Origin of the sequence: Streptomyces sp. NRRL F-5650, assembly GCF_000721365.1 — a bacterium.
In the GTDB taxonomy this organism is placed as follows: Bacteria; Actinomycetota; Actinomycetes; order Streptomycetales; family Streptomycetaceae; genus Streptomyces; species Streptomyces ardesiacus.
The window spans coordinates 40,874-62,681 of sequence record NZ_JOGV01000010.1; the positions used below are offsets into that span (position 1 = coordinate 40,874).

Consider the following 21,808-nt stretch of genomic DNA (forward strand, 5'->3'; position numbering starts at 1 on the left):
GATGACCGTCGAGGGGGAGAAGTCCACGGCGCCGGCGGGAGCCGCCCCTCGGGGTGTCCTCGGCAGGCTGTCCTGGGGGCTGGCCGACCAGGCGGCCTCCAGCCTGTCCAACTTCCTGGTGGGCATCTACGTGGCCCGCTCACTGGGGCTGACCGCGTTCGGCGTGTTCAGCCTGGCCTGGGTGACGTACGGCGTGGTGCTCAACGTCTCCCGGGGGCTGGCCACCGATCCGCTCGTGGTCCGCTTCAGCGCCGTGGCGGAGGCCCCCTGGCGCGGTGCGGTGGCCCGGAGTTCGGGCGCCGCGCTCCTCGTCGGCACCGGCATCGGCACGGTGTCCCTGGTCGCCGGGCTGAGCATCGGCGGCCAGGTGGGCGCCGCGTTCGCCGCCCTCGGCGTCGTGCTGCCGGGGCTGCTGCTGCAGGACGCCTGGCGGTACTCGTTCTTCGCCGCCGGTGTCGGACGGAAGGCGTTCGTCAACGACGTCGTGTGGGCCGTGGCGCTCGTCCCGGCGATGGTGGTGGCGGCCCGCGTGGGCACCGTGACGGCCTTCCTCCTCGCCTGGGGCGGCTCCGCCGCGGTGGCCGCGCTGTACGGCTGGGTGCAGTCGGGCGTCCGGCCCAGGGTGACCGGGGCGCGGGAGTGGCACCGCGACCACCGCGACCTGGGCTACCGGTACCTGGTCGAGAACGTCGGCGTCAGCGGTGCCGGCCAGATACGGGCCTACGGGCTCGGCGCGATCGTCGGGGTCGGCGCGGTGGGCGTGATCCGGGGCGCGGAGCTGCTGCTCGGCCCGTTCCTCGCGGTGCTGATGGGGCTGTCGCTGGTCACCGTGGCGGAGTCGGCACGGGTGCTGCGGCAGGCCCCGGAGCGGCTGGGGAAGTTCTGCTTCCTGCTCGGTGCCGGGCAGACCGTCGCCGCGCTGCTGTGGGGCGCGGCGCTGCTGCTGGTGCCGGACCGGCTCGGCGAGCTCGTCCTCGGCGACGTCTGGAGCGCCTCCTCGCAGCTGATCGTGCCGGTCACGCTCAGCGTCGCGGGCGCCGGGCTGGGCACCGGCGCGGCGGCCGGGCTGCGGGCGCTCGCCGCGGCCCGGCGCAGTCTGCGCTGCCAGTTGTTCGCCTCCGCCTGCTACGTCTCCGGCGGGCTCGGCGGCGCGGTCGCGGGCGGCACGGTCGGCTCGGCCTGGGGTGCCGCCGCCGCGTCCGTCTGCGGCTCGGTCGTGTGGTGGCTGCACCTGCGGGCCGCCCTGCGCGAGCGCGACCACCATCCCCTTCCCGAAGTGAGGACCACATGACCCCCCACCCCCGGCTGAGCATCGGCCTGCCCGTCCACAACGGCGAGGAGTACCTGGCCGAGTCGCTGGACGCGCTCCTCGGACAGACCTACGAGGACTTCGAACTGGTGATCTCCGACAACGCGTCGACCGACGGCACCGAGGACGTCTGCCGCCGGTACGCCGCGCAGGACTCCCGCATCCGGTACATCCGGCTGCCCCGGAACATCGGCGCCGCCCCGAACCACAACTACGTGTTCACCCAGTGCCGCGGCGAGCTGTTCAAGTGGGCCTCGCACGACGACCTCTACGCCCGGGACCTGCTGCGCCGTTGCGTAGAAGCCCTGGACGAGCGGCCGGACGTGGTGCTGGCGCACAGCGGCCAGGCGGTCGTCGACGGCGACGGCAAGGTGAAGGTCCCCTACGAGTACGGGCTCGCCACCGACTCGCCGCGCGCTCCCGAGCGCTTCCGCAGCCTGCTGTTCGAGCCCGGGGGCGACGACTTCTACGGGGTGATGCGGGCCGACGTGCTGCGCCGGGTCAAGCCGCACGACAGCTACCACCACGCGGACCGCACGTTCGTCGCCGAGATCACCCTGCACGGGCGCTTCCACCAGGTGCCGGAGCTGCTGTACTTCCGCCGCGACCACCCCACCCGCGCGGAGCGGGCCAACCCCTCCAAGCGCTCCCGGTGCGTCAACCTCGACCCGCGCCGGGCGGGCCCGCTGCACCCGACGCCGCGCCTGCTCGCCGAGTACGTCTGGGGCTTCGTCTCCGCGATCGGGCGGGCCCCGCTGTCGTCGGCCGACCGGCGCGCGTGCCACCGGCATCTGGCCGCGTGGATGACCAGCCGGGTCCGGCCGGGCGCCGGCGAGCGGGTCGAGGACCGCACCCCCGTCGGCCCCGGCCGGCTCACCGTCTCCGTCGACGCCCTCGTCGCCGGCCGCGAGAAGAGGCAGGCATGAATTCCGGCGAAACTCCGCTGCGCGTGGGCCTGTTCGGCCTGTTCGGCGCGGGCAACAGTGGCAACGACGGGTCGCTGGAGGCGGTGCTCGACCACCTCCGTGCCACGCGCCCCGCGGCGGCGGTGGACGCGATGTGCGGCGGTCCCGAGACCGTCACCACCCGGTACGGGATACCGGCGACGCGGCTGAACTGGTACCGCGGGGAGTACCGGACCGCCTCCCGTGCCAGCGCGGTCGCGGGCAAGGGGCTCGGCAAGCTCGTCGACGTCGTCCGCACCGCCGCCTGGGTGCGCCGGCACGACGCGGTGATCGTGCCGGGCACGGGTGTCCTGGAGACCACGCTGCCGCTGCGGCCGTGGGGCTTCCCGTACTCGCTGTTCCTGCTCTGCCTGACGGGCCGGCTGCTGGGCACCCGGGTCGCCCTGGTCAGCGTCGGGGCGGGCCGCATCGGCAACCGGCCGACCCGCGTCCTGACCCGCTGGTCGACGCGGCTGGCCGCCTACTGCTCCTACCGGGACGTCCAGTCGCGCGAGGCGATGCGGGCGATGGGGGTGGACACCGGGCGGGACGAGGTCTACGCGGACCTGGTGTTCGCCCTGCCGTCGCCGTCGGCGAACGAGTCCGCGGGCCTGCCGGGGCCGGTCTGCGTCGGTGTCATGGACTTCCACGGGAGCAACGACGAACGCGACCGGGCCGAGGAGATCCACCGGCGCTACCTCGACGGGACGACGCGGTTCGTGCGCGCGCTGGTCGCGGAGGGCAGGCCGGTGCGGCTGCTCACCGGCGACGAACTCGACCGGCCGGTGGCGGCGGCGATCGTCGACGCGGTGGGCTCGCCGCTGGTCACCGTCGCCGAGGCGGCCTCGCTGGCCGACCTGATGAAGGAGACGGCGTGTGCCGACACCGTGGTGGCGACCCGCTACCACAACATCGTCTGCGCCCTGAAGACCGGCACACCGACACTCGCCCTCAGCTACTCGGCCAAGAGCGAGGCGGTCATGGCCGAGATGGGGCTGGGCGCATACTGCCACCCGGTCCGCGAGACCGACGCGGACCGGCTGCTCGCACAGTTCCGCGCGCTGGAGCGGGACTCGGCCCGGGTGCGGCGGACGCTGGCCGAGCGCAATCCGGCCGTCGCCCGGCGCGTCGAGCAGCAGTTCACCGACCTGGCCGCGGCGCTGTTCCCGGCGGCCGGCCCCACCGACGCCCCGCGGGAGACACCTTGAAGGCGAAAAAAGTTCCCCAGATCGCCGGCGCCCACCTGTTCGAGCCGACGCCGCACGCCGACGCACGCGGCTTCTTCTGCCGCACCTTCGACGCCGACGTGATCCGCTCGGTGGGTCTCGACCCGGCCGCCTTCGTCCAGGACAGCGTCTCCCGCTCGGTGCGCGGCGTGCTGCGCGGCCTGCACCTGCGCTCGGGGGCGGGCGAGGCCAAGCTGGTGCGGTGCTCGTACGGCAGGATCTTCGACGTCGTCGTGGACCTGCGGCCCGGCTCGCCCACCTACCTGGGCCGGGCCTTCTTCGAACTGTCCGGCGAGACGCAGGCGACCCTGTACGTACCGGCGGGGTGCGCGCACGGCTTCCAGTCGCTGACGGACACCTCGGACGTGTCGTACCGGATCGACCGTCCGCACGATCCCGCCGAGGACGTGACGATCGCCTTCGACGACCCGGACCTCGGCATCGACTGGCCGCTGCCGGTCACCTCGGTGTCGGAGCGGGACCGGCGGGCGCCGAGCCTGGCCGAGGTCCTCAAGCAGAGGGAGGAGGGAAGCCCGAAGTGAACGCGCAGGAGCCGGGTCTGCCCCGGTCGCGGCAGGCGAACGAGCGGCTGCACGCCCTGGTCCCGGGGGGCGCGCACACCTACGCCAAGGGCGACGACCAGTACCCGCAGGACCTGGCCCCGGTCATCAGCCACGGCAGCGGCGCCCACGTGTGGGACGTCGACGGCAACCGGTACATCGAGTACGGCTCGGGCCTCAGGTCGGTCAGTCTCGGCCACGCACATCCCCGGGTGACCGAGGCGGTGCGGCGCCAGCTCGACCGGGGCAGCAACTTCGTCCGGCCGTCGGTCGTGGAGGTGGAGGCGGCGGAGCGGTTCCTGGCGACCGTGCCGACCGCCGACATGGTGAAGTTCGCGAAGAACGGCTCCGACGCCACCACCGCCGCGGTCCGCCTGGCCCGTGCCGCCACGGGGCGGCCCCGGGTGGCCGTCTGCGCCGACCATCCCTTCTTCTCCGTCGACGACTGGTTCATCGGCACCACGCCGATGTCCGCGGGTGTGCCGGCGCAGACCGGCCGGCTCACCGTGGCGTTCCCCTACGGCGACCTGGCGGCCACGGAGGAGGTGCTCACCCGGTACCGGGACGAGGTGGCCTGCCTGGTCCTCGAACCGGCCACCCACACGGAGCCGCCGCCCGGCTACCTCGCCGGTCTGCGCGCCCTGGCCGACCGGTACGGCTGCGTCCTCGTCTTCGACGAGATGATCACCGGCTTCCGCTGGTCGGAGGCGGGAGCGCAGGGTCTGTACGGCGTGGTCCCGGACCTGTCCACGTTCGGCAAGGCGCTGGGCAACGGGTTCGCCGTCTCCGCGCTGGCCGGGCGCCGCGAGCTGATGGAGCGGGGCGGGCTGCGTCACCCGGACGAGCGGGTGTTCCTGCTGTCCACGACGCACGGTGCGGAGACGCACGCGCTGGCGGCCGCGATGGCGGTGCAGGCCACCTATGCCGAGGAGGGCGTCACCGCGCGGCTGCACGCCCTCGGGGAGCGGCTGGCGGCCGGTGTGCGCGAGGCGGCGGCCGGGATGGGCGTGGGCGACCACGTCGTGGTCCGGGGGCGGGCCAGCAATCTGGTCTTCGCCACCCTCGACGAGAACCGGCGTCCGTCGCAGGAGTACCGCACCCTGTTCCTGCGCCGGCTCCTCGCGGGCGGGGTGCTGGCCCCGTCGTTCGTGGTGAGCAGCGCGCTCACCGAGGCCGACGTCGACCGGACGGTCGACGTGGTGGCGCAGGCCTGCGCGGTGTACCGCAAGGCGCTGGACGCCGCCGATCCGACGCCGTGGATGGGCGGGCGGGCGGTGAAGCCGGTCTTCCGGCGCCTGGCATGACACGAGGGGCGGCGCAGGGAGGACCGGACGTGGTGTCAGCGGGACGGCTGCCGGCCGGCGCCGACCCTCCGCCCGTCCTCCGGGCCGGGCGCTCCGGCGGCCCTGCGGAGGGCCAGCCGGTCGCCGGTCCGGTCGACCAGCCACGCGTTCACCGGCAGCACCGCGAACGCGGTGCAGCAGCCGCCGAGGGTGTCGGTCGCGTAGTGGGAGCCCAGCGCCACCTGTGCCCAGCCCATGACCGCGCCGGCCACCAGCCCCGCGGCGCACACCAGGGACGTGCCCGCCGCCCTGCCGAGCCCGAGCCGGCCCGCCGCGAGCAGCGACACCATGAGGGCGAGGGCGGTGAGGAAGGCGGTGTGTCCGCTCGGGTAGGACAGGTTGTCGCCGTGGATGGTGCGTCCCACCACGGGTTTGAGCAGGGCCGTCGTCCCGACGGTCAGGCCGGAGCCGGTCACGAGGAACACCGCCGCGCGCGGGTGCCGGAGCAGCAGGCAGCCGCTCACGAGGGCCGCGACCAGCAGCACGGCTCCCACGGGCTCGCCGAGGAAGTCGGTGACCACGGCGACGTGCCGCCACGGAGGGCTCACTCCGTCGACCGCCGCGAAGACCCGCGTGTCCGTCGGGCCGGGCTCGCGGTCGCCCGCGTACGCGGCCCCGAGAACCAGGACCACCAGCGCGGCGACGAACGCGACGATCCCGAGCCGGCCGCACACCGACGGCGGCAGCACCGGCTCGCGCGGGCCTGTCGCACACCCGCCGCACCGGGGGGACCTGTCGTACTCTCCCACGTCCTCGCCCACTCCCCCGGGTCACCCGGCGCACGGGCGGTCCCCACCGATCACCCGGGCCTGGGCCACCGTAGTCGCTGCCGCGGAACTGACAAAAGCCGATTCGAGCCATTGGGCAAAGGGTGCCGTGAATTGTTCGGCGGTGTCCCGAACCTCCTTGCCCGCAAGGGAACAAGGGGGCTCCGGAGGCGGAAGAAAGGGCGCCGGGCCAGGCGGCGTGCCTGTTAGGGTGCGCGAATGCCGACGATCAGACAGGTCCAGATCACCTTCGACTGTGCGCAGCCCGCGCGCGTCGGGCGCTTCTGGTGCGAGGTACTCGGATACGTCGCGCCGCCCGCGCCCGAGGGGTTCGCCACGTGGGACGAGTACAACCGCTCACTGCCTCCCGGGGAACGGGACGCCTGGTTCGCGTGCAGTGATCCCTCTGGGGTGGGCCCGCGCCTGTTCTTCCAGCGCGTGCCCGAGGGGAAGACCGTCAAGAACCGGGTCCACGTCGATGTGCGGGTCGGCACCGGGCTGGTGGGTGAGGAGCGCCTCGCCGCGCTCCAGGCCGAGTGCGATCGGCTGGTCGCGCTCGGCGCGGTGCGGCAGCGGGTCCTGCTCGCCGACGAGGAGAACGAGTCGTGCATCGTGATGCAGGACGTCGAGGGCAACGAGTTCTGCCTCGACTGAACGTCGCCCTGCCGGATCACGGCTTGCGGGCCATCCCGGCGGCGATGAGACGCTCCCACACGGTCAGCTCCCGCACCCCTTCGTCGTTCCACGCGGCGCCGGTCGCCCCGGCACGCCACCGAGGCGCCGGAACTATGCCGGGCTCCAGGATCTCCAGGCCGTCGAGCAGGGCCTCGATCTCCGCGTCGGTCCGCCACCGGCCGCGGCCGAACGTCGCCTGGAGGACCTTCTCGGCCTCGGCCGTCTCCGGGTTGTTCCCGGAACGGAAGTGGCTGACGAAGAAGCAGCTTCCGGAGGGCACCTGGTCGCGCCAGTAGCGGACGATCCCGGCGGGGTCCTCGTCGTCGTTGACGTGGTGGAGGATGGCGCTGAACATGACGGCGACGGGCCGGTCGAAGTCGATCAGTTGGCGGGTGTCGGGGTGGTTCCTGATCCCCTCGGGATCGCGTACGTCGAGGGGCACGACCCGGGTCCGGTCGTCCTCCTCCAGCAACGCCCGCCCGTGGACCAGCACCTGGGGGTCGGTGTCGACGTACACCACCCGGGCTTCGGGCGCCCTCCGTTGCGCGACCTGGTGCACGTTGTCGGCCGTGGGCAGCCCGCTGCCCAGGTCGATGAACTGCCGCACCTCGGTGGTGGCCACGATCTCCCCCACCGCCCGGACCAGCGCGGCGCGGTTGGCGAAGGCGATCGCCACCGAACCGGGAAGGTCACGTTTGAACACGTCACCGATCTCCCGGTCCACCGCGTAGTTGTCCTTGCCCCCGAGCAGGTAGTCGTAGACGCGGGCGATGCTGGGCCTGGTGCTGTCGATCGCGGAACTCTCTCCCGTCATGGTCCCCATCATGTCCCCCGGCCGGCCGCCCCGACCACCACTTCTTTGACCTTGACACGATGACAGGGTCTTCACTGGCTGCGAGGAGGTGGTCCGGATGACCACGGAGGGACACGGAACGGACCCGGTGCGGGCGGCTCGCGGTCTGGGGGCCGAGGACGCGTCCGTGCGGCTGCGGGCGGCCCTGGCCGTCGGCACGGCGCCGGACCCGCGCTTGGTGGACACGCTCGTCGAGCGGTCCGCCGTCGAACCGGAGTTCTTCGTCCGCGACATGCTGACCTGGGCGCTCACCCGGCACCCGGTGTCCTCGACGCTCCCCCGGCTGGTCCGCGAGGTCCGCTCGGACCGGCCGCAGGCGCGGAGCCAGGCGCTGCACACGCTGTCCAAGATCGGTGACCGGGCGGCGTGGCCGGCGATCACGCCGGCGGTGCTGTCCGACGCGGACGACGAGGTGGCGCGCAGCGCCTGGCGGACCGCGGTGGTGCTCGTCCCCGCGGGCGAGGAGGCCGGCCTGGCCGCGGCGCTGGCGACGCAACTGGGCCGCGGCGACAGGGAGACGCGGTTGAGTCTCAGCCGGGCCCTGGTCGCACTCGGCGAGGCGAGCGAGGCGGTACTGGAGGAAGCGGCGGGCGCGCCGGACCCGCTGGTCGCTGCCCACGCACTGGCCACGCAGCGGCTCTCGCGCGACCCAGAGGCCGGGTTCGACTCGGCGATCGAGGAGGCGAAGCGCGTCGTGGCGCTCGGCGGACCGGGCCACGGGGAGGACAGAGCATGCTGATCGGTGAGGTGGCGCGACGGTCCGGGGTCAGTGCCCGCATGCTCAGGCACTACGAGTCGCTCGGTCTGGTGCGGCCCTCGGGCCGCACGGGCTCGGGCTACCGGGACTACTCCCGGCAGGACGTCCGGCGGATCTTCCACATCGAGAGCCTGCGCTCGCTGGGGCTGTCGCTGCGCGAGATCGGGCGTGCGCTCGACGAGCCGGGCTTCGCGCCCTCGGCCCTCGTCGACGACCTGGTCCGGCGCACCCGCGAACGCATCGCGGCCGAGACCGAGTTGCTCACCCGGCTCAGCCGGATCGACGCGGCCGGTCCGGCCGGATGGGAGGACGTCCTCCAGGTCGTCGCGCTCCTCCAGGCGCTGGGCTCCAAGAGCCCGGAGGCGCGCCAGCGGGCGGCCCTCTCCTCGGTGCACGAGGCCACGGTGCCCGTGGAGGCCCTGGTCGAGGCGGTACTGCGCGAGACGGACCCCCACGTCGCCGGGGCCCTGCGCTGGGCGCTGGCCCGCTCGGGCGACGACGGCACGGCCCTGCTGGCCGAGGGCCTCGGCTCACCGGTGGCCGCGGTGCGCCGGCGCGCCGTGCAGGCCCTGGCCGAGCTGCCCGGCGACGAGGCCGCGGCACGGCTGCGGCACGCCCTCGAAGGCCCCGACGCCGTGGTGCGCGGGTACGCCGCGCTGGCGCTGGGGGCTCGCGGGGTGCCCGAGGCGGTGCCGACGCTCGTCGACATGGTCGCAGAGGGGAGGAACGACACGGACGCGGCCGACGCACTGAGTGTGCTGGCGTGCGACGCCGCGGCGGCCGACCGGATCGCGGCGGGCCTCGTCGGCCGTCTCGGCGACGGGGCCGCCCAGGCGGCCTCCCGTGGCCGGCTGACCCAAGCGCTGGCGGGCGTCCCCGGCCCCAGGGCCTCCGCCGCCCTGGCGGAGCTGGCCGAGGACGCGGACCGTGCCGTGGCGCTGACCGCGACGTATCTGCTCGGGCTGCGCGGGGAGCAGCCGGGGCACGGCGAAAAGACGTCGACAGCCGCGCCGCGCGCCCGGAAGAATGCCCGTCCGTGACCAGCAGCGAAGTGTGGACCCGTGAGACCGCCGACCGCTACGACGCCGAGGAGGCCGGGCACTCCTCGGCCGCCGCCCTCGAACCGGCCCTGGACTTCCTCGCCGGGCTCGCCGGGGACGGCCGGGCGCTGGAGTTCGCCATCGGGACCGGACGCGTCGGCGTCCCGCTGCGGGAGCGCGGCGTGCCGGTGGCGGGCATCGAACTGTCCGTGCACATGGCGGCGGTGCTGCGCCGCAAGGTGGACGAGGAGACGCTGCCGGTGTCCCTCGGGGACATGGCCACGACCGTCGTCCCCGGCGAGTTGCCCTGGTGTACCTCGTCTACAACACCATCACCAACCTGCTCACGCAGGACGAGCAGGTCGAGTGCTTCCGCAACGCGGCACGGCACCTGAGCCCCGGCGGCCGGTTCGTCGTCGAGCTGGGCGTGCCACCGCTGCGGTTCCTGCCGCCCGGTCAGGTGGCGGTGCCGTTCGACGTCTCCGAGCGGCACGTGGGCCTCGACACCTTCGACCTCGTCGAGCAGATGCTCGTCTCCCACCACTTCACCCGCGACGGGGAGGGCGGCGGCTACCGCCGCGACGCCTCCCGGCACCGTTACGCCTGGCCGGCCGAGCTGGACCTGATGGCCCGCATCGCCGGTCTCGAACTGGAGCGCCGCGTCGGGGACTGGGACGGGTCGCCGTTCACCCAGGACTCCCCCAAGCACGTCTCGGTGTGGCGCAAGCCGTCCTGAGGCACGTCGAGGCCCCTCCCGGCCCGCGCACGCAACCAGGGGCCCCACCGCACGGTGGAGCCCCCGGTCGCCCGCGGTGCCGGCTCAGTGCCGGCCGGCGAACCAGTCCCGCCCGGTCGCCTTGGCCGCCAGGGCACCGCAGTTGGAGCCGTAGTTCCAGGCCTGCTGGTTGCCGATGACGCCGCCCCACTCCACGCAGGCGCCGCGCGCGAACGCGTACACCGGCCCGGCGTACGAACGGTAGTTCCCCGCGTCGGTCTGGTCCTCGCTGCTGTCGACGTTGCGCACGTAGGCCACCATGTACGTGGGTGTGCCCGTCTTGTTGCGGATGGTCACGGTGCAGTTCTTGCCCGTGGCCGAGTTGTAGGTGAGGTACACCGTGCCGGTGCTGCCGATCGGCATGGAGTTCACCACCTGGTAGCCGGAGCCGCAGACTCCGTTGTACGCCGCGGTCGCACTGGTGGTCGCCGCGCCGGCGGCGGGAGCCGTCACCAACAGCCCCGCCCCGATGGCCCCGACTGCGGTCAACGTCGCGCCTACGGCCTGGATGGAACGCTTCATGGCACCTCGATCCCTGAATCGCCCGGCTTCGCCATGGTGTTGCTGAAGCCACCTGTTGAGACCTTTGCACCCCTTGGGGGGTTGTACGCCTTTGACAGTTGTTTACGACCGTTCGCGAAGAAGATCGGCGACCGGGTGCCGAGGCGGCCGGGCGGGCCTCCGCCACGGGCGGGTCGCACATCAGGTACCGACTAGGTACCATGCCCGTATGCCATCACTGAACGTGACCTTCACCGAGGAAGAAATGGAAGGCGTGCGCGCGGCCGCGGCGGCCGAGGGCAAGAGCCTCAAGCAGTACATGCACGACCTCGGTGTCCGCGAGATGCAGCGCAAGCGGTTCGTCGCCGGCGCCGCCTCGTGGGCGGACCGGCTGCGCGCCGAGTTCGACGAGGCCTTCCCGGACGAGATCCCGCCGTCCCAGCGCGGCGAGGGAGCCAGCGCCGCCTGATGAGCGAACCCCTGTACATCGACGTCCCGTGGCTCCTGGACGTCCAGGACGCCGCCCTCGGCACCGAGGACGTGTCGGTCACGGACTACTCGGCCCTGGTCGCGGCCGCGGCACGGCACAGGACGCGGATGCCGACGCTGGCCGCCTCCAACCCCGACAGCGCCTGGCGGGCGGCGGCCCTGCTGCACACCATCGTGCGCCTCGAACCGCTGCCCCACCGCAACAGCCTCTTCGCGGCCTTCGTCACCGGTCAGTACATGGACCAGTCCGGCGAGGGAATCGACCCTCCCTACGGAGCGCTGTCCGATCTGATCAAGAAGGTCCGGGAGACCCGGCTGAGCATCTACGACGTCGCCGAGGCGCTCCGTTCCTGGCGCATCTGACCGAAGCGGCGGTCACGCCCGGCCCCACGGCCGCAGCTTCTCGGGATTGCGGACCGCCCAGATGCGGGTGACACGGCCCCCGGCCACCTCGAACGCGGCCACGGTCGTCACGGCGCCGTCCCGCCGGGCCACCAGGCCCGGCGTGCCGTTGACCGACCGCTCCAGGAGTTCGAGTCCCGGGGCCCTTTCCGCCATGGCCGCCATGTACCGGGCGATGCGCGCACCGCCCTCGACCGGGCGCAGCGCGGCACCGGCCCCGCCCCCTCCGTCGGCGGTCATGACGGCCGCCGGGTCGAGCAGGTCCACCAGCGCCGCGATGTCCCTGGTCTGCCACGCCTCCTTGACCTGCCGCACGACCTCGGCCCGCACGGCCCGTGCCGTCGCCGGCGCCCGCGCGGCACGCACCCGCCGCCGGGCCGACGCCGCGAGCTGCTTGCAGGCCGCGGGGGTCCGCCCGAGGACGCCGGCGATCTCGGCGAAGGGGTAGCGGAAGACGTCGTGCAGCACGAACGCCACCCGCTCGGCGGGGGTCATCGACTCCATGACGACGAGGAAGGCCATGGACACCGATTCGTCCAGGACCATCTGGTCGGCGGGATCGGTGCCGGGGCCGTGGTCCCGCCCGGCGTGGTCGGGCAGCGGTTCGGGCAGCCAGGCGCCGACGTAGCGTTCGCGCCGGGCCCGCGCGGAGCCGAGCACGTCGAGGCAGACGCGGCCGGTCACCGTCGTCAGCCAGGCGCCGGGGGACACGATCACGTCGCGCTGTGCGCGCGGCAACGCGTACCACCGCGCGTACGCCTCCTGCACGGCGTCCTCGGCCTCGGCCAGCGAGCCGAGCAACCGGTAGGCGACGTTGATCAGTTGGCGCCGTTCACCGGCTGCCGCGTCGGCATCCGCCCCCGCCGTGCCCATGCCCGACCGCCTCCTCGCCTTACCTTTCGCAGGCCCGCGTCGTCGGGCTGGTGAGAGCGTATCGACCACTGCCCCGCGGGGCGGAAATGGGGGACCCCGGCATGACGGCGACTCAGGTGGCGGCACGGCGCCGCTTCTCGTTCCTGCGGACCGCGATGGCCCTGCAGACACTCACCATCTTCCTCCAGGCCGTCTCCGCCGGGCTGCTGCTGACCGCGTCCTACGGAGAGACGCTGCACAGTGCCGGAGCGCGGGTGATGTACGGGGCGTCGATGCTGTACGTGCTCGCGGCGGTACTGGCGTGGAAGCCGGGCGGCGGGCCGGTCGCGCCCGTGTGGCAGTCATGCGGCTTCCTGGCCCTCGCCTCGGTCCAGGTGGTGCTCGGCATCGCGCACGTCCCGTCGGTCCATCTTCCCCTGGGCGTCCTGATGTTCGGGCTGAGCGTGCTGGTCCTGGCGCGGCGCTGAGGGTTCACGGGACGGGTGTCAGGCCTGTCGGCGGGCGTGGCGGAGGCAGGAGGCGGCCACCACGAAGGGCCACACCGACTGGAAGGAGGTGACGACGCGTTCGGCGACCCCGGCGCGGCCGTGTCCCTGCATCTCGACCAGGAACCACACGCCGCCGGCGGCCATCAGGGCCGTCGCGAGGAGCGAGGGCGCCAGGCGCAGCGCCCAGGGAGCGGCCGGTCCGCCGTTGGCGGCCAGCACGGGCCACACCGCGAGGAGCGTGAACCCGGCCACCACCACGGCCCCGTGCCGCAGGGAGCCTCCGCTGCCGGGCGCGGGGAGCGCCACCAGGACGAGCGCGGCGAGGCCGCCGCCGCCCAGGGCGAGCCGTCCGGCGAGGGCGGCCACCCGCAGCCCCCACGCGGTCAGCAGATGGCAGACGCCCAGCGCCAGGAACCCGGCCGTCATCACCCAGAACCCGGCGGCACCGTAGGACCCCAGGACGCTGATCGTCTGGGTGACCGGGTCGTAGGAGGAGCCTTCGAGCCGCGCCGCGCCCGTCCAGCCCGCGATCAGCAGGACGGGCGCGCATCCCGACGACAACAGGACCCACCTGGGGACGTATCGCATCAAGACACCATAAGACGCTCATCGGTGCACGGCCGGGCGCACGCTCCTCACGCGGGCGGGTTGAGCCTGCGGAAGTACGTCCAGCTCGTCTCGTTCGGCTCGCTCCACCGCTCCGGGGCCCGGGCGAATTCCGGGTGGTGGTCGGCGATGTGGGCGCGGGTGCGCGCGGGGACCTCGGTGTAGGCCCCGAGCTTGCGGCCCCGGCAGTGGTAGGTGAGGCCGCCGGGCCGCCCGCCGGGGGCCATCCACGGGAGCCACGGCGACATCCTGGTCCACGACATGGTGGCCGGGACGCCGGGCGCCGGCCCGTCCAGGTCCGCGCGGTGGGCGAAGAACTGGAAGAGTTCGAGCGCCCGGTACGTGTCGCCGGCCGAGTGCAGGGGGTACTGGGCCGGCGGCAGGGGCGAGGGGTAGGAGAGCGGGATCTCCAGGCTGAAGCAGACCTGCCCGCCGAGGTCGGTCGTCGGCACCGGGAAGGGGCGCCACTTCTGGTTCGCCGGGTCGTTCCAGACGTGCACCACCGGCAGGTCCCGCCAGGTCTCCAGGATCTCGCCGGTGACCGGGTCGAGGTAGAAGGCGGCCTCGCGGCCGAGCAGCCGGTAGGAGTCCGGGCCGTCCTCGGCGTCGTGGACCAGGCGGGCGACGTTGACGCCCTCGAAGCCGAAGAGGCGCTCGTAGGGCTCGTCCGGCGCCCAGGAGTACACGCTTCCGGACCACCAGTAGGTGACCTCCTCACCGTCCAGGGAGGCCCGGGTGCGGGCGAGGGAGCGGAGCGACTGCGCGGGTGTCGTCATGGGAACCACTCTGCGCGTCCGGCGTCCGCGCCGGGCCGGAAACGCCGCGCACCGCCCCGGAATCGGCCGGAACCAACCGTTCCGGGGCGCGTCGGGTCGCGGTCAGCCGAGGGCCGGTGCCGCGGCGGGGGCGGGGGCCGGGGTGCGCTGCGCGAGCGGGACGATCCCGGGCCCGTCCTCCTGGCCGAGGAAGAAGTGGCGCACCACGCGCTCCGCGGCGTGCCCGTCGTCGTACGGGCAGAAGCGCTCGCGGAAGGCCGCGCGCAGGCCGGCGGTCTCGGTGTCGCGCCACCGGCCGCTGCGGAAGGTGTCGATGAGCTCGTCCTCGCTGGTGGCGACGGCGCCCGGGGTGTCGCCGGGGCGGCCGGAGAGGAGGTCGAAGGTGACGCCGCGGACCTGGGAGTAGATCTCCCAGTCGTCGGCGTGGATCACGATGGGCCGGTCGAGGTTGGCGTAGTCGAAGATGAGGGACGAGTAGTCGGCGACGAGCGCGTCGGCGGCCAGGCAGAGGTCCTCGACCGAGGGGTGGCCGGACACGTCGATGACCGCGCCCCGGGCGGCGAGGTCGCTCAGCTCCGGACTGCGGTCGTAGAAGTAGTGGGTGCGCACCAGCAGGACGAAGTCGTCGCCCAGGGCCCCGGCCAGGCGGGCCAGGTCGAAGGAAGGGGCCCAGTCCGTCCGGTAGTCCCGGTGGGTCGGCGCGTACAGCAGCGCGGTCCGGCCCGGGGCTATGCCGAGCCGGGCGCGGACGGCGGCGACCTCCTCGGCATCGGCGTTGTAGAAGCGGTCGTTGCGCGGATAGCCCGCGTCGAGGGAGGTGTAGGAGCCGGGGTAGACGCGCTCCCACTGCTTGGTGGAGTGCGGGTTGGAGGAGACGCTGACGTCCCAGCGGTCCACGCGGTCCAGGAGGCGGTCGAAGTCCATGCCCCGGGCCGCCGCGGGGTAGACCCGCTGGTCGAGGCCCATGCGCTTGAGCGGCGTTCCGTGGTGGGTCTGGAGGTGGAGCTGTCCGGGGCGCTTGACGATGTGGTCGGGGAAGTTGACGTTGTTGACGAAGTACCGTGCGCGGGCCATCACTTCCCAGTAGCGGCGCGAGCCGCGCACCACGTGGTCGATGCCCTCGGGCACCTGCCCGGCCACTTCCTTGCGCACCACCCAGACGCCGTGCACGTCGGGGACGAGTTCCCTGGCCTTCTCGTAGACGGCGAGCGGGTTGCAGGACGGCAGCCGGTCCCAGTACGAGGTGTAGACGGCGAGGCGGGGGTCGGGAGAACGTCTGCGCTGGAGGGTGTACAGGCCCGCGTAGGCCCGTCTGCCGACCTTGGTCTTGGCCTTGAGCACCCTGGTGGGGCCCGCCGTCCTGGCGCGGGCCGCGAACCGGGTGGCCTGGTAGGCGCGGTAGAGCCGCTTGGCCACGGCCCGCATGTACACCCCGTTCGGCCCGTCGGGCACCGTGAAGCCGTCCGGGACGTGGGCGGCGTAGAAGTCGGCGATGCGCTCGAAGAACTCCTTGCGGTCGGCGACCCGGACCCGCTCGGGGCGCTTGAGCGCGAACAGCATGTGGAACACGGCGCGTTCGAAGAGCATGGGGGTGGCCCAGGCCAGCTCGGGCCGCTCGGCGAGGAAGGCGAACAGCCCCTCGTACTGCGTGAAGATGTCGAAGTGCTTGCGCCCCGGCGTCTTCGTGATCGCGCCCTGGCGGCGCTGGCGGTACTCGACACCGACGCGGTTGAGGCAGCCGATGCGCTCGGCCGTGACCATCGCCATGTGGGTGACCGGCGCGTCCTCGTACAGGCCGGGGGCGTACTGGAGGCCCTGTTCGAGGAAGAACTCGCGGCGGAACGCCTTGTTCCAGGCCACCAGGAAGAGTTCCACGTACTCCGGCCGGTCCTGGAGGCGGAAGACGTCCGTGCCCGCCTTCTCGAACAGGTTCGCGGCCTGGCTGCGGCCTCCCCTGCCCCACCAGTAGGTGCGCACGTGGTCGAAGACGAGGATGTCCAGCTCCCCCACGGCGTCGAGCCGGCCGGCCAGCGCCTCCAGGAGGCCGGGGGTGTAGGTGTCGTCGCTGTCGAGGAACAGGACGTAGTCGCCCCGCGCGTGCCGGAGACCGGCGTTGCGCGCCCGGCCCAGTCCGACGTTCTCCGGCAGGTGCACGGCCTTGACGCGGGCGTCGCGGGCGGCGTACTCGTCGATGATCGCGCCGCAGGAGTCCGGTGAGCAGTCGTCCACGGCGATCACCTCGAGGTCCCGGTACGACTGTCCGACAACCGAGTCCAGGCACTCGCGAAGGTACCCCTGCACCCTGAACACCGGAATGACAATGCTGAACCGAGGCATGCGGACAACTCCAGGTGAAGCGTGGATTGAGCGTGACCGAACAGGGAGACTCGCAACGCTTTCGAAACGTTGTACGCCTGCTGTGCCTGTGCCCGGAAGACCCGGTGACCCGGTGGCCCGGTGGCCCGGTGGCCGTCGTTCCCGGCCGCCGGGCCCGTGCCTCACTGGAAGCCGGTGCGCGGGGCCGTCACCTCGACGGTGTCCTTCACCAGGGCCAGCGCCGCTCCCACCGGGCTCGACCGGCCGCCGCTCACGGTCACGTCGCCCGCGTCGGGGCAGCCGAAGACCACGGCCTTCTCGGGTCCGGCCAGCGCGTGCAGCGGATCGCCGGGCTCCGTCTCCACCAGCCGTACGCGCACGACGCCGGGTTCGTCCGCCGCGGCTCCGGCGACCGCCCGCAGCCGGCGGGACCGGGCAGCGGCGTCCCGGGCCCGGCCCGCGGTGTCCGCGTCGACCGGCTCGGCCCGCACCCGTACCTCCGCCGGGTCCCAGCCCCAGACCAGCGCGGCCAGCAGGCGCACCTTGATGGCGGCGTCCTCGCCCGAGAGGTCCGCCGAGGGGTCCGCCTCGGCGATGCCCCGCAGTTGCGCGGCGCGGACCGCGTCGGCCAGCGTGCCGCCTTCGGCTAGGCGGTCGAGCACGAAGGTGACGGTGCCGTTGGGACAGGCGCGGATCGTCCGGCAGCCCAGGCCGCGCAGGGAGGTGCGCGCCAGGTCGCCCGCCGGGAGGGCCGCGCCGGTGGCCCCGGAGATCCTGATCATGCCGCCGCCCACCCGGGCGGCCTCGGCCAGTTCCCGCCAGTGGGTCAGCAGGTGGCTCTTGGTGGCCGTCACCACGTGGATGCCCCGGCGCAGTGCCGCGACGGCTTCCTCCGCCGCGCGCTGCCGCAGTCCGGGCGAGGACGGGACGGCCTGGACGAACACGCGCGCGCCGGTGCGTTCGAACGTCTCGTCCAGCGGTCGCACGGGTCCCCACTGCGGACGCGGCGGCACCGACCCGTCGGTTCCCGTGCCGCACTGGGCCGCGCTCGCCCGTACGGCGACGACCTGCGGCCGTACGCCGTGCCGGTGGGCGAGCGCCGCCGAGTCCCGTCGCAGCCGGTCGGCGAACGCCTGCCCCACCGGGCCGTACCCGGCGAGGACCACGGCGGCCCGGGCCGCTTCAGTCGCTTCCCTCATGGACCCGTGATCCTGTCACACCCCCGCCCGCGGCCGGTTGGCCGTCCCGCGCCCGGCTCACCACCCGAGTCGCTCCAGGTGCGCGGCGACCCGCGCACGGTCCCAGGCGCCGTCGGCGACGAGCACGCGGTAGGTCCGCGCCAGTGTCTCGCCGGGCGGCAGCACCAGTTCCTCGTGGAAGGCCCAGGAGGGCGCCACCGCGGCGAAGGGCTCGCTGCGCACGAACCAGTGCGCCGGGTGGGTGCCCTTCTCTCCCAAGTGGTCGTTGGACGGGGCGTGTTCGAAGACGAGCGTGGCGTGGCCGTCCCGTCCGTCGTGCTCGCCCACATAGGCCAGCCAAGGGGACTGGGAGCCCATCGCCGGGGCCTCGTCGGACCCGGCACCGTCGGCGGTGAAGACCCGGCCGCCGCGGAAGGCCCGCGGACCGCGCCAGAACAGCCCGGTGTATCCGGCGGCGGGGCGCCCGTGGGTGGTCGGGCTGCCGAACCGCAGTGGTTCGGCACGCCGGTTGGTCACCGCCGACGTCCAGGTGAGGGTCCAACTGCCGCTGTCCGGGTCGATGTCGCCGACCTCGATCCGGCGCTCCTCCTCGGCCCACAGGTCACCGTCGTGCGGGTGCCAGGTCAGCTTCTCGGCGATGACGGCGCGGTCCCCCTCGGCGCCGACCTCCTCGAAGGCCGCGTGGGCCATCGAGCCGACCCGGTCCGGCAGCGCGAGGTACCCCTGGCCGTGGACGTAGGTGTTGCCGCCCCACAGGTTCTGTCCGGAGAGGTGGGAGGCGGTCAACTGCAGGCCCTTGTGCCAGCGGTGGTCGTTGGGCCGGTAGTCGGTGACGGTCGCGCCGGACAGGGTCCGGACCGGATGGAGGTACGGCTTGGGCGCCTCCCAGCCGGCCTCGGGGCGGTACACGTAGGAGAACAGAGCGGTCCCGGCCGCCCCGTGGGCCACGGTGACGCGGTCTGCGTGAACATGGGTGAGTGAGAGCGTCATGCGTGGTCCTCTTCGCTCGTAGAAACCGCTTACCATCCTGGCGTGCCCACGTTCTAACCGGCGCGCACCCGCGGGGTCAAGCCCGTCGCGGCCGGGTCCGCTCCCCGGCCCGTGGCACCACCGGGCCGCGCGGGCACCGGCGGGGGCAACGACGACTGCCCTCACCGAGAGCACTCCCGCTCGGCAAGACACCTGGTCGCACGCCCTGCCGCCCTACGCTTTGCGACCATGGAAATCCCGAGACGACTCATCGAACTCAGGCGTGCCGTCGAGGCCGCGGACGACCGCTACCGCAACAACAGGGGCGAGAACGCCACGGTCGCCCTGGCCGTCTGGTCCGACGCCACCGCGGCCCTCGCCCGGGGCATCGCCGCCTACGCCGCCGAGACCGGACTCCCGCACCGCGAGGTGGAGTCGGCCGTGCGGCGCGCGACAGGACGCCACACTCTGGCCGACTGAGCGCCGGGGACGGGCCGTTGACAGTCTTGGCTAACAACAGTAGCTTTGAGCTAATCCTGTTAGCCAGCTCGTCGGCCATCCCTGGGAGTGCGACATGACCGAGTACCTCGCCGTCGACGGCGGCACGATCGCGTACGAGGTGACGGGATCGGGCCCGCTGATCGTGCTGGCCCACGGCATGGGCGACAGCCGTGCCGCGTACCGCGCCGTGGTGCCGCTGCTGGTGGCGGCCGGGCACCGGGTCGCCTCGGTGGATCTGCGCGGCTGCGGCGAGTCCGGCGTCGACTGGGCGGAGTGGAGCCGCACCGCCCTCGCCGGTGACCTGCTCGCCCTGGTCCGGCACCTGGGCGGCCCGGCCGTACTCGTCGGCCACTCCATCTCGGGCGGCGCCGCCACCATCGCCGCGGCTCGGGAACCTTCGCTGGTCACGGCGGTCGTGGAGCTGGCGCCGTTCACCCGCAAGCAGTCGGTGCGCCTGGGCGACCTGCGGGTGCGGCGGTTCAGGCGTGGCATGGTGCGACTCCTCGGCGCGGGCCTGTTCGGCAGCCTGCGGCTGTGGCGCGCGTACCTCGGCGTGGCGTACCCGGGCGTCAGGCCCGCCGACTGGAACGAGCGGATCGGCCTCGTCGAGTCCCGGCTGCGCGAGCCGGGCCGGATGAAGGCCCTGCAGGGCATGGGCCGCAGCGCACCGACCGACGCGGGCGAACAGCTCGCCCACGTGCGCTGCCCGGTGCTGGTCGTGATGGGCACCCTCGACCCGGACTGGGCGGACCCGTACGCCGAGGGCGCGGCGGTCGTCGGGGCGCTGCCGTCCGGCCTCGGACGCCTGGAGATGATCGAGGGCGCCGGTCACTACCCGCACGACCAGTTCCCCGACCAGGTGGCCTCCCTCGTGCTGGCCTTCCTGCACTCGGACGCCGCCCGTGCCTAGGGCGGGCCTGGATCCGGCGGCCGTGGTGGCGGCCGGGGCCGCGCTGGCCGACGAGGTGGGCCTCGCCGGCCTGACGATGGGTCTGCTGGCCGAGCGGGTCGGCGTACGCACACCGTCCCTGTACAAGCACGTCGGTGGTCAGGACGACCTCGTCCGGCGGATCGCGGTCCTCGCGCTGCAGGAGGCCGCGGACGCCGTCGGCGGCGCGGTCCAGGGGTACGCGGGCCGCGACGCCCTGGCAGCCGCGGCGCGCGCCTTCCGGGCCTTCGTCCTGGCCCACCCCGGCCGGTACGCGGCGACGCTCGGCCAGGAACCGACGGGGCCGCAGGACCCCCTGGCCGCCGCGGGACAGCGGCTGCTGGGTGCGTTCAACGCGGTCCTGCGCGGTTACGACATCGCCGACCGCGACGTGGACCACGCCCTGCGGCTGCTCCGCAGCCTCTTCCACGGCTTCGCCACACTGCAGGCCTCGGACGGCTTCCGGTGGAGCACCGACGTCGACGAGAGCTTCGAGTGGCTCGTCGACTTCGCGGACCGGGGCCTGCGCACCCTGTGACACCGCCGGTGCCGCGCGAGTTCCCCGCTCAGAGCCGCATGTCCGCGGAGCGGCTGGGCACGGCGTCGAGCGCCGCGAGGGACGACGCGTCCAGGGCGATCCCGCCCACGGCGAGGTTCGCGTCCAGGTGGCCGGGGTCGGCGGTGCCCGGGATGAGCAGCACGTTCGGGGAGTGGTGGAGCAGCCAGGCGAGGCCCACCTGGGCCGGCGTCACGCCGAGCTCCGCGGCGACGGTGCGCACCGAGGGTTCGTCGACGACCTTGGGCATGGCGGGGAAGGCGCCGCCGAGCGGGAAGTACGGCACCCAGGCGATGCCCTCGGCGGAGCAGAGCGCGAGCATGCCCTCGTCGTCGCGGCACACCACGCTGTAGGCGTTCTGCACGCAGACGACGCCCGCCGGAAGGGCCCGGCGCAGTCCGTCCGGGGTCACGCTGCTCAGACCGATCGCGCCGATCTTGCCCTCGTCGCGCAGCCGTGTCAGCTCGGCGAGCTGGTCGTCCAGGTCCACCCGCTGGTCCCCTTCGGCACGCAGGCCGGGTCCGGCGTCCAGGCGGCGCAGGTTCACGACCGTGATCCGGTCCGTGCCGAGGCTCCTGAGGTTGTCCTCGACGCTCGCCCGCAGTTCCTCCGGCCGCTGGGCGGGGCGCAGCGGCCGGGGGCCGCCGGGGTCCGGGTCGGCGCCGACCTTGCTCACGACGACCACGTCGTCGGAGGGGCGGAGCGCCTCCCGGATGATCCCGTTGACGAAGCCGTCGCCGTAGAACTGTGCGGTGTCGAGGTGGTCGACGCCGCGGTCCACCGCCCGGCGCACGAGGGCGACGGCGGCGGCGCGGTCGGAGTGCAGGCGTTCGAGCTGCATGGCGCCGTAGCCGATCCGCGAGACGGTGCGGCCGGCGAGCGGTGCCGCCCCGCCGGGGCGAGGGGTGCCGGAGCCGGTGGCGCGGGAAGCGGAGGAGGAACCGGTCGAGGTCAT

General features: G+C 73.6%; 24 protein-coding genes and 1 pseudogene. 15 read left to right on the forward strand and 10 right to left on the reverse strand.

What is annotated here, in order from left to right; translation table 11 throughout:
- Window position 1 precedes the first annotated feature (1 nt).
- Genes IG88_RS0111820 through IG88_RS0111840 form a run of 5 tightly spaced genes read left to right on the forward strand, consistent with a single transcriptional unit; the run spans window position 2 to window position 5,343 of the window.
- On the forward strand, window positions 2-1,291 hold the full coding sequence (locus IG88_RS0111820; protein WP_031038662.1) for a membrane protein: 1,290 nt from the start codon (window positions 2-4) through the stop codon (window positions 1,289-1,291).
- The gene (locus IG88_RS0111825; protein WP_031038665.1) at window positions 1,288-2,235 is read left to right on the forward strand and encodes a glycosyltransferase family 2 protein; all 948 of its coding nucleotides are present in this window, start codon (window positions 1,288-1,290) and stop codon (window positions 2,233-2,235) included. The genes IG88_RS0111820 and IG88_RS0111825 overlap by 4 nt, the downstream gene beginning before the upstream one ends.
- Complete coding sequence (locus IG88_RS0111830; RefSeq protein ID WP_031038666.1) at window positions 2,232-3,461, forward strand: polysaccharide pyruvyl transferase family protein; 1,230 nt, start codon at window positions 2,232-2,234, stop codon at window positions 3,459-3,461. Before IG88_RS0111825 ends, IG88_RS0111830 begins: the two co-directional genes overlap by 4 nt.
- The gene (rfbC, locus tag IG88_RS0111835; RefSeq protein ID WP_031038669.1) at window positions 3,458-4,021 is read left to right on the forward strand and encodes a dTDP-4-dehydrorhamnose 3,5-epimerase; all 564 of its coding nucleotides are present in this window, start codon (window positions 3,458-3,460) and stop codon (window positions 4,019-4,021) included. The genes IG88_RS0111830 and rfbC overlap by 4 nt, the downstream gene beginning before the upstream one ends.
- On the forward strand, window positions 4,018-5,343 hold the full coding sequence (locus tag IG88_RS0111840; RefSeq protein ID WP_031038672.1) for a glutamate-1-semialdehyde 2,1-aminomutase: 1,326 nt from the start codon (window positions 4,018-4,020) through the stop codon (window positions 5,341-5,343). Before rfbC ends, IG88_RS0111840 begins: the two co-directional genes overlap by 4 nt.
- Before the next feature lie 35 nt (window positions 5,344-5,378).
- Here the strand turns inward: IG88_RS0111840 and IG88_RS0111845 are convergent, their stop codons facing one another.
- Window positions 5,379-6,131, reverse strand: coding sequence for a phosphatase PAP2 family protein (locus tag IG88_RS0111845; protein WP_420712082.1), 753 nt, complete (start codon window positions 6,129-6,131; stop codon window positions 5,379-5,381).
- A 237-nt stretch (window positions 6,132-6,368) separates the two neighbouring features.
- Between IG88_RS0111845 and IG88_RS0111850 the strand changes: the two genes are divergently transcribed.
- On the forward strand, window positions 6,369-6,803 hold the full coding sequence (locus IG88_RS0111850; protein WP_031038678.1) for a VOC family protein: 435 nt from the start codon (window positions 6,369-6,371) through the stop codon (window positions 6,801-6,803).
- A gap of 16 nt (window positions 6,804-6,819) precedes the next feature.
- On the opposite strand, the gene IG88_RS0111855 is transcribed toward IG88_RS0111850, so the two are convergent.
- A complete protein-coding gene (locus IG88_RS0111855) occupies window positions 6,820-7,638 on the reverse strand; it encodes an SAM-dependent methyltransferase (RefSeq protein WP_037835780.1) in 819 nt (272 codons plus the stop codon).
- A 97-nt stretch (window positions 7,639-7,735) separates the two neighbouring features.
- On the opposite strand from IG88_RS0111855, the gene IG88_RS0111860 reads away from it, so the two are divergent.
- The 3 genes and pseudogenes from IG88_RS0111860 (at window position 7,736) to IG88_RS38620 (ending at window position 10,210) form a co-directional block, all read left to right on the forward strand.
- Window positions 7,736-8,416 (forward strand): HEAT repeat domain-containing protein, encoded by a 681-nt coding sequence (locus IG88_RS0111860; RefSeq protein WP_031038684.1) that lies wholly within the window; start codon window positions 7,736-7,738, stop codon window positions 8,414-8,416.
- Window positions 8,410-9,474 carry a HEAT repeat domain-containing protein gene (locus tag IG88_RS0111865; protein ID WP_051851879.1) on the forward strand — a complete coding sequence of 355 codons (1,065 nt, stop codon included), beginning with the start codon at window positions 8,410-8,412 and terminating at the stop codon, window positions 9,472-9,474. The genes IG88_RS0111860 and IG88_RS0111865 overlap by 7 nt, the downstream gene beginning before the upstream one ends.
- Window positions 9,471-10,210 (forward strand): annotated as a pseudogene (locus IG88_RS38620) (class I SAM-dependent DNA methyltransferase). Before IG88_RS0111865 ends, IG88_RS38620 begins: the two are co-directional and overlap by 4 nt.
- A gap of 84 nt (window positions 10,211-10,294) precedes the next feature.
- Here IG88_RS38620 and IG88_RS0111875 read toward each other — a convergent pair.
- A complete protein-coding gene (locus IG88_RS0111875; RefSeq protein ID WP_031038690.1) occupies window positions 10,295-10,759 on the reverse strand; it encodes a hypothetical protein in 465 nt (154 codons plus the stop codon).
- A 220-nt stretch (window positions 10,760-10,979) separates the two neighbouring features.
- Here IG88_RS0111875 and IG88_RS0111880 point away from each other — a divergent pair, with 220 nt between their 5' ends.
- Together IG88_RS0111880 and IG88_RS0111885 are read left to right on the forward strand one after the other, a co-directional pair.
- Window positions 10,980-11,219: a hypothetical protein gene (locus tag IG88_RS0111880; protein WP_030401244.1), complete on the forward strand. Its 240-nt coding sequence runs from the start codon at window positions 10,980-10,982 to the stop codon at window positions 11,217-11,219.
- Window positions 11,219-11,602 carry a hypothetical protein gene (locus IG88_RS0111885; RefSeq protein WP_031038693.1) on the forward strand — a complete coding sequence of 128 codons (384 nt, stop codon included), beginning with the start codon at window positions 11,219-11,221 and terminating at the stop codon, window positions 11,600-11,602. The genes IG88_RS0111880 and IG88_RS0111885 overlap by 1 nt, the downstream gene beginning before the upstream one ends.
- Before the next feature lie 12 nt (window positions 11,603-11,614).
- Here IG88_RS0111885 and sigJ read toward each other — a convergent pair whose 3' ends face one another.
- Window positions 11,615-12,514, reverse strand: a complete 900-nt coding sequence (gene sigJ, locus IG88_RS0111890) for an RNA polymerase sigma factor SigJ (protein ID WP_031038696.1) — start codon at window positions 12,512-12,514, stop codon at window positions 11,615-11,617.
- A 101-nt stretch (window positions 12,515-12,615) separates the two neighbouring features.
- Here sigJ and IG88_RS0111895 point away from each other — a divergent pair, with 101 nt between their 5' ends.
- On the forward strand, window positions 12,616-12,981 hold the full coding sequence (locus IG88_RS0111895) for a hypothetical protein (RefSeq protein WP_031038698.1): 366 nt from the start codon (window positions 12,616-12,618) through the stop codon (window positions 12,979-12,981).
- Window positions 12,982-12,999: 18 nt separating this feature from the next.
- Here the strand turns inward: IG88_RS0111895 and IG88_RS0111900 are convergent, their stop codons facing one another.
- The 5 genes from IG88_RS0111900 to IG88_RS0111920 form a co-directional block, all read right to left on the reverse strand.
- A complete protein-coding gene (locus tag IG88_RS0111900) occupies window positions 13,000-13,590 on the reverse strand; it encodes a DUF998 domain-containing protein (protein WP_031038700.1) in 591 nt (196 codons plus the stop codon).
- Between the two features lie 47 nt (window positions 13,591-13,637).
- Window positions 13,638-14,384 (reverse strand): DUF1838 family protein, encoded by a 747-nt coding sequence (locus tag IG88_RS0111905; RefSeq protein ID WP_031038703.1) that lies wholly within the window; start codon window positions 14,382-14,384, stop codon window positions 13,638-13,640.
- A 102-nt stretch (window positions 14,385-14,486) separates the two neighbouring features.
- Window positions 14,487-16,721: a bifunctional glycosyltransferase/CDP-glycerol:glycerophosphate glycerophosphotransferase gene (locus tag IG88_RS0111910; RefSeq protein WP_031038705.1), complete on the reverse strand. Its 2,235-nt coding sequence runs from the start codon at window positions 16,719-16,721 to the stop codon at window positions 14,487-14,489.
- 161 nt (window positions 16,722-16,882) lie between these two features.
- Complete coding sequence (locus IG88_RS0111915; RefSeq protein ID WP_031038708.1) at window positions 16,883-17,899, reverse strand: homoserine dehydrogenase; 1,017 nt, start codon at window positions 17,897-17,899, stop codon at window positions 16,883-16,885.
- Window positions 17,900-17,956: 57 nt separating this feature from the next.
- Window positions 17,957-18,889 (reverse strand): PmoA family protein, encoded by a 933-nt coding sequence (locus tag IG88_RS0111920; RefSeq protein WP_031038711.1) that lies wholly within the window; start codon window positions 18,887-18,889, stop codon window positions 17,957-17,959.
- Between the two features lie 228 nt (window positions 18,890-19,117).
- Here IG88_RS0111920 and IG88_RS0111925 point away from each other — a divergent pair, with 228 nt between their 5' ends.
- From IG88_RS0111925 to IG88_RS0111935, 3 genes are all read left to right on the forward strand, one after another.
- On the forward strand, window positions 19,118-19,348 hold the full coding sequence (locus IG88_RS0111925) for a hypothetical protein (RefSeq protein WP_031038714.1): 231 nt from the start codon (window positions 19,118-19,120) through the stop codon (window positions 19,346-19,348).
- A 94-nt stretch (window positions 19,349-19,442) separates the two neighbouring features.
- The gene (locus tag IG88_RS0111930) at window positions 19,443-20,279 is read left to right on the forward strand and encodes an alpha/beta fold hydrolase (protein WP_031038716.1); all 837 of its coding nucleotides are present in this window, start codon (window positions 19,443-19,445) and stop codon (window positions 20,277-20,279) included.
- Window positions 20,280-20,301: 22 nt separating this feature from the next.
- Window positions 20,302-20,835: a TetR/AcrR family transcriptional regulator gene (locus tag IG88_RS0111935; protein ID WP_031038719.1), complete on the forward strand. Its 534-nt coding sequence runs from the start codon at window positions 20,302-20,304 to the stop codon at window positions 20,833-20,835.
- Window positions 20,836-20,863: 28 nt separating this feature from the next.
- On the opposite strand, the gene IG88_RS0111940 is transcribed toward IG88_RS0111935, so the two are convergent.
- Window positions 20,864-21,808, reverse strand: a complete 945-nt coding sequence (locus tag IG88_RS0111940) for an aldo/keto reductase (protein WP_031038723.1) — start codon at window positions 21,806-21,808, stop codon at window positions 20,864-20,866.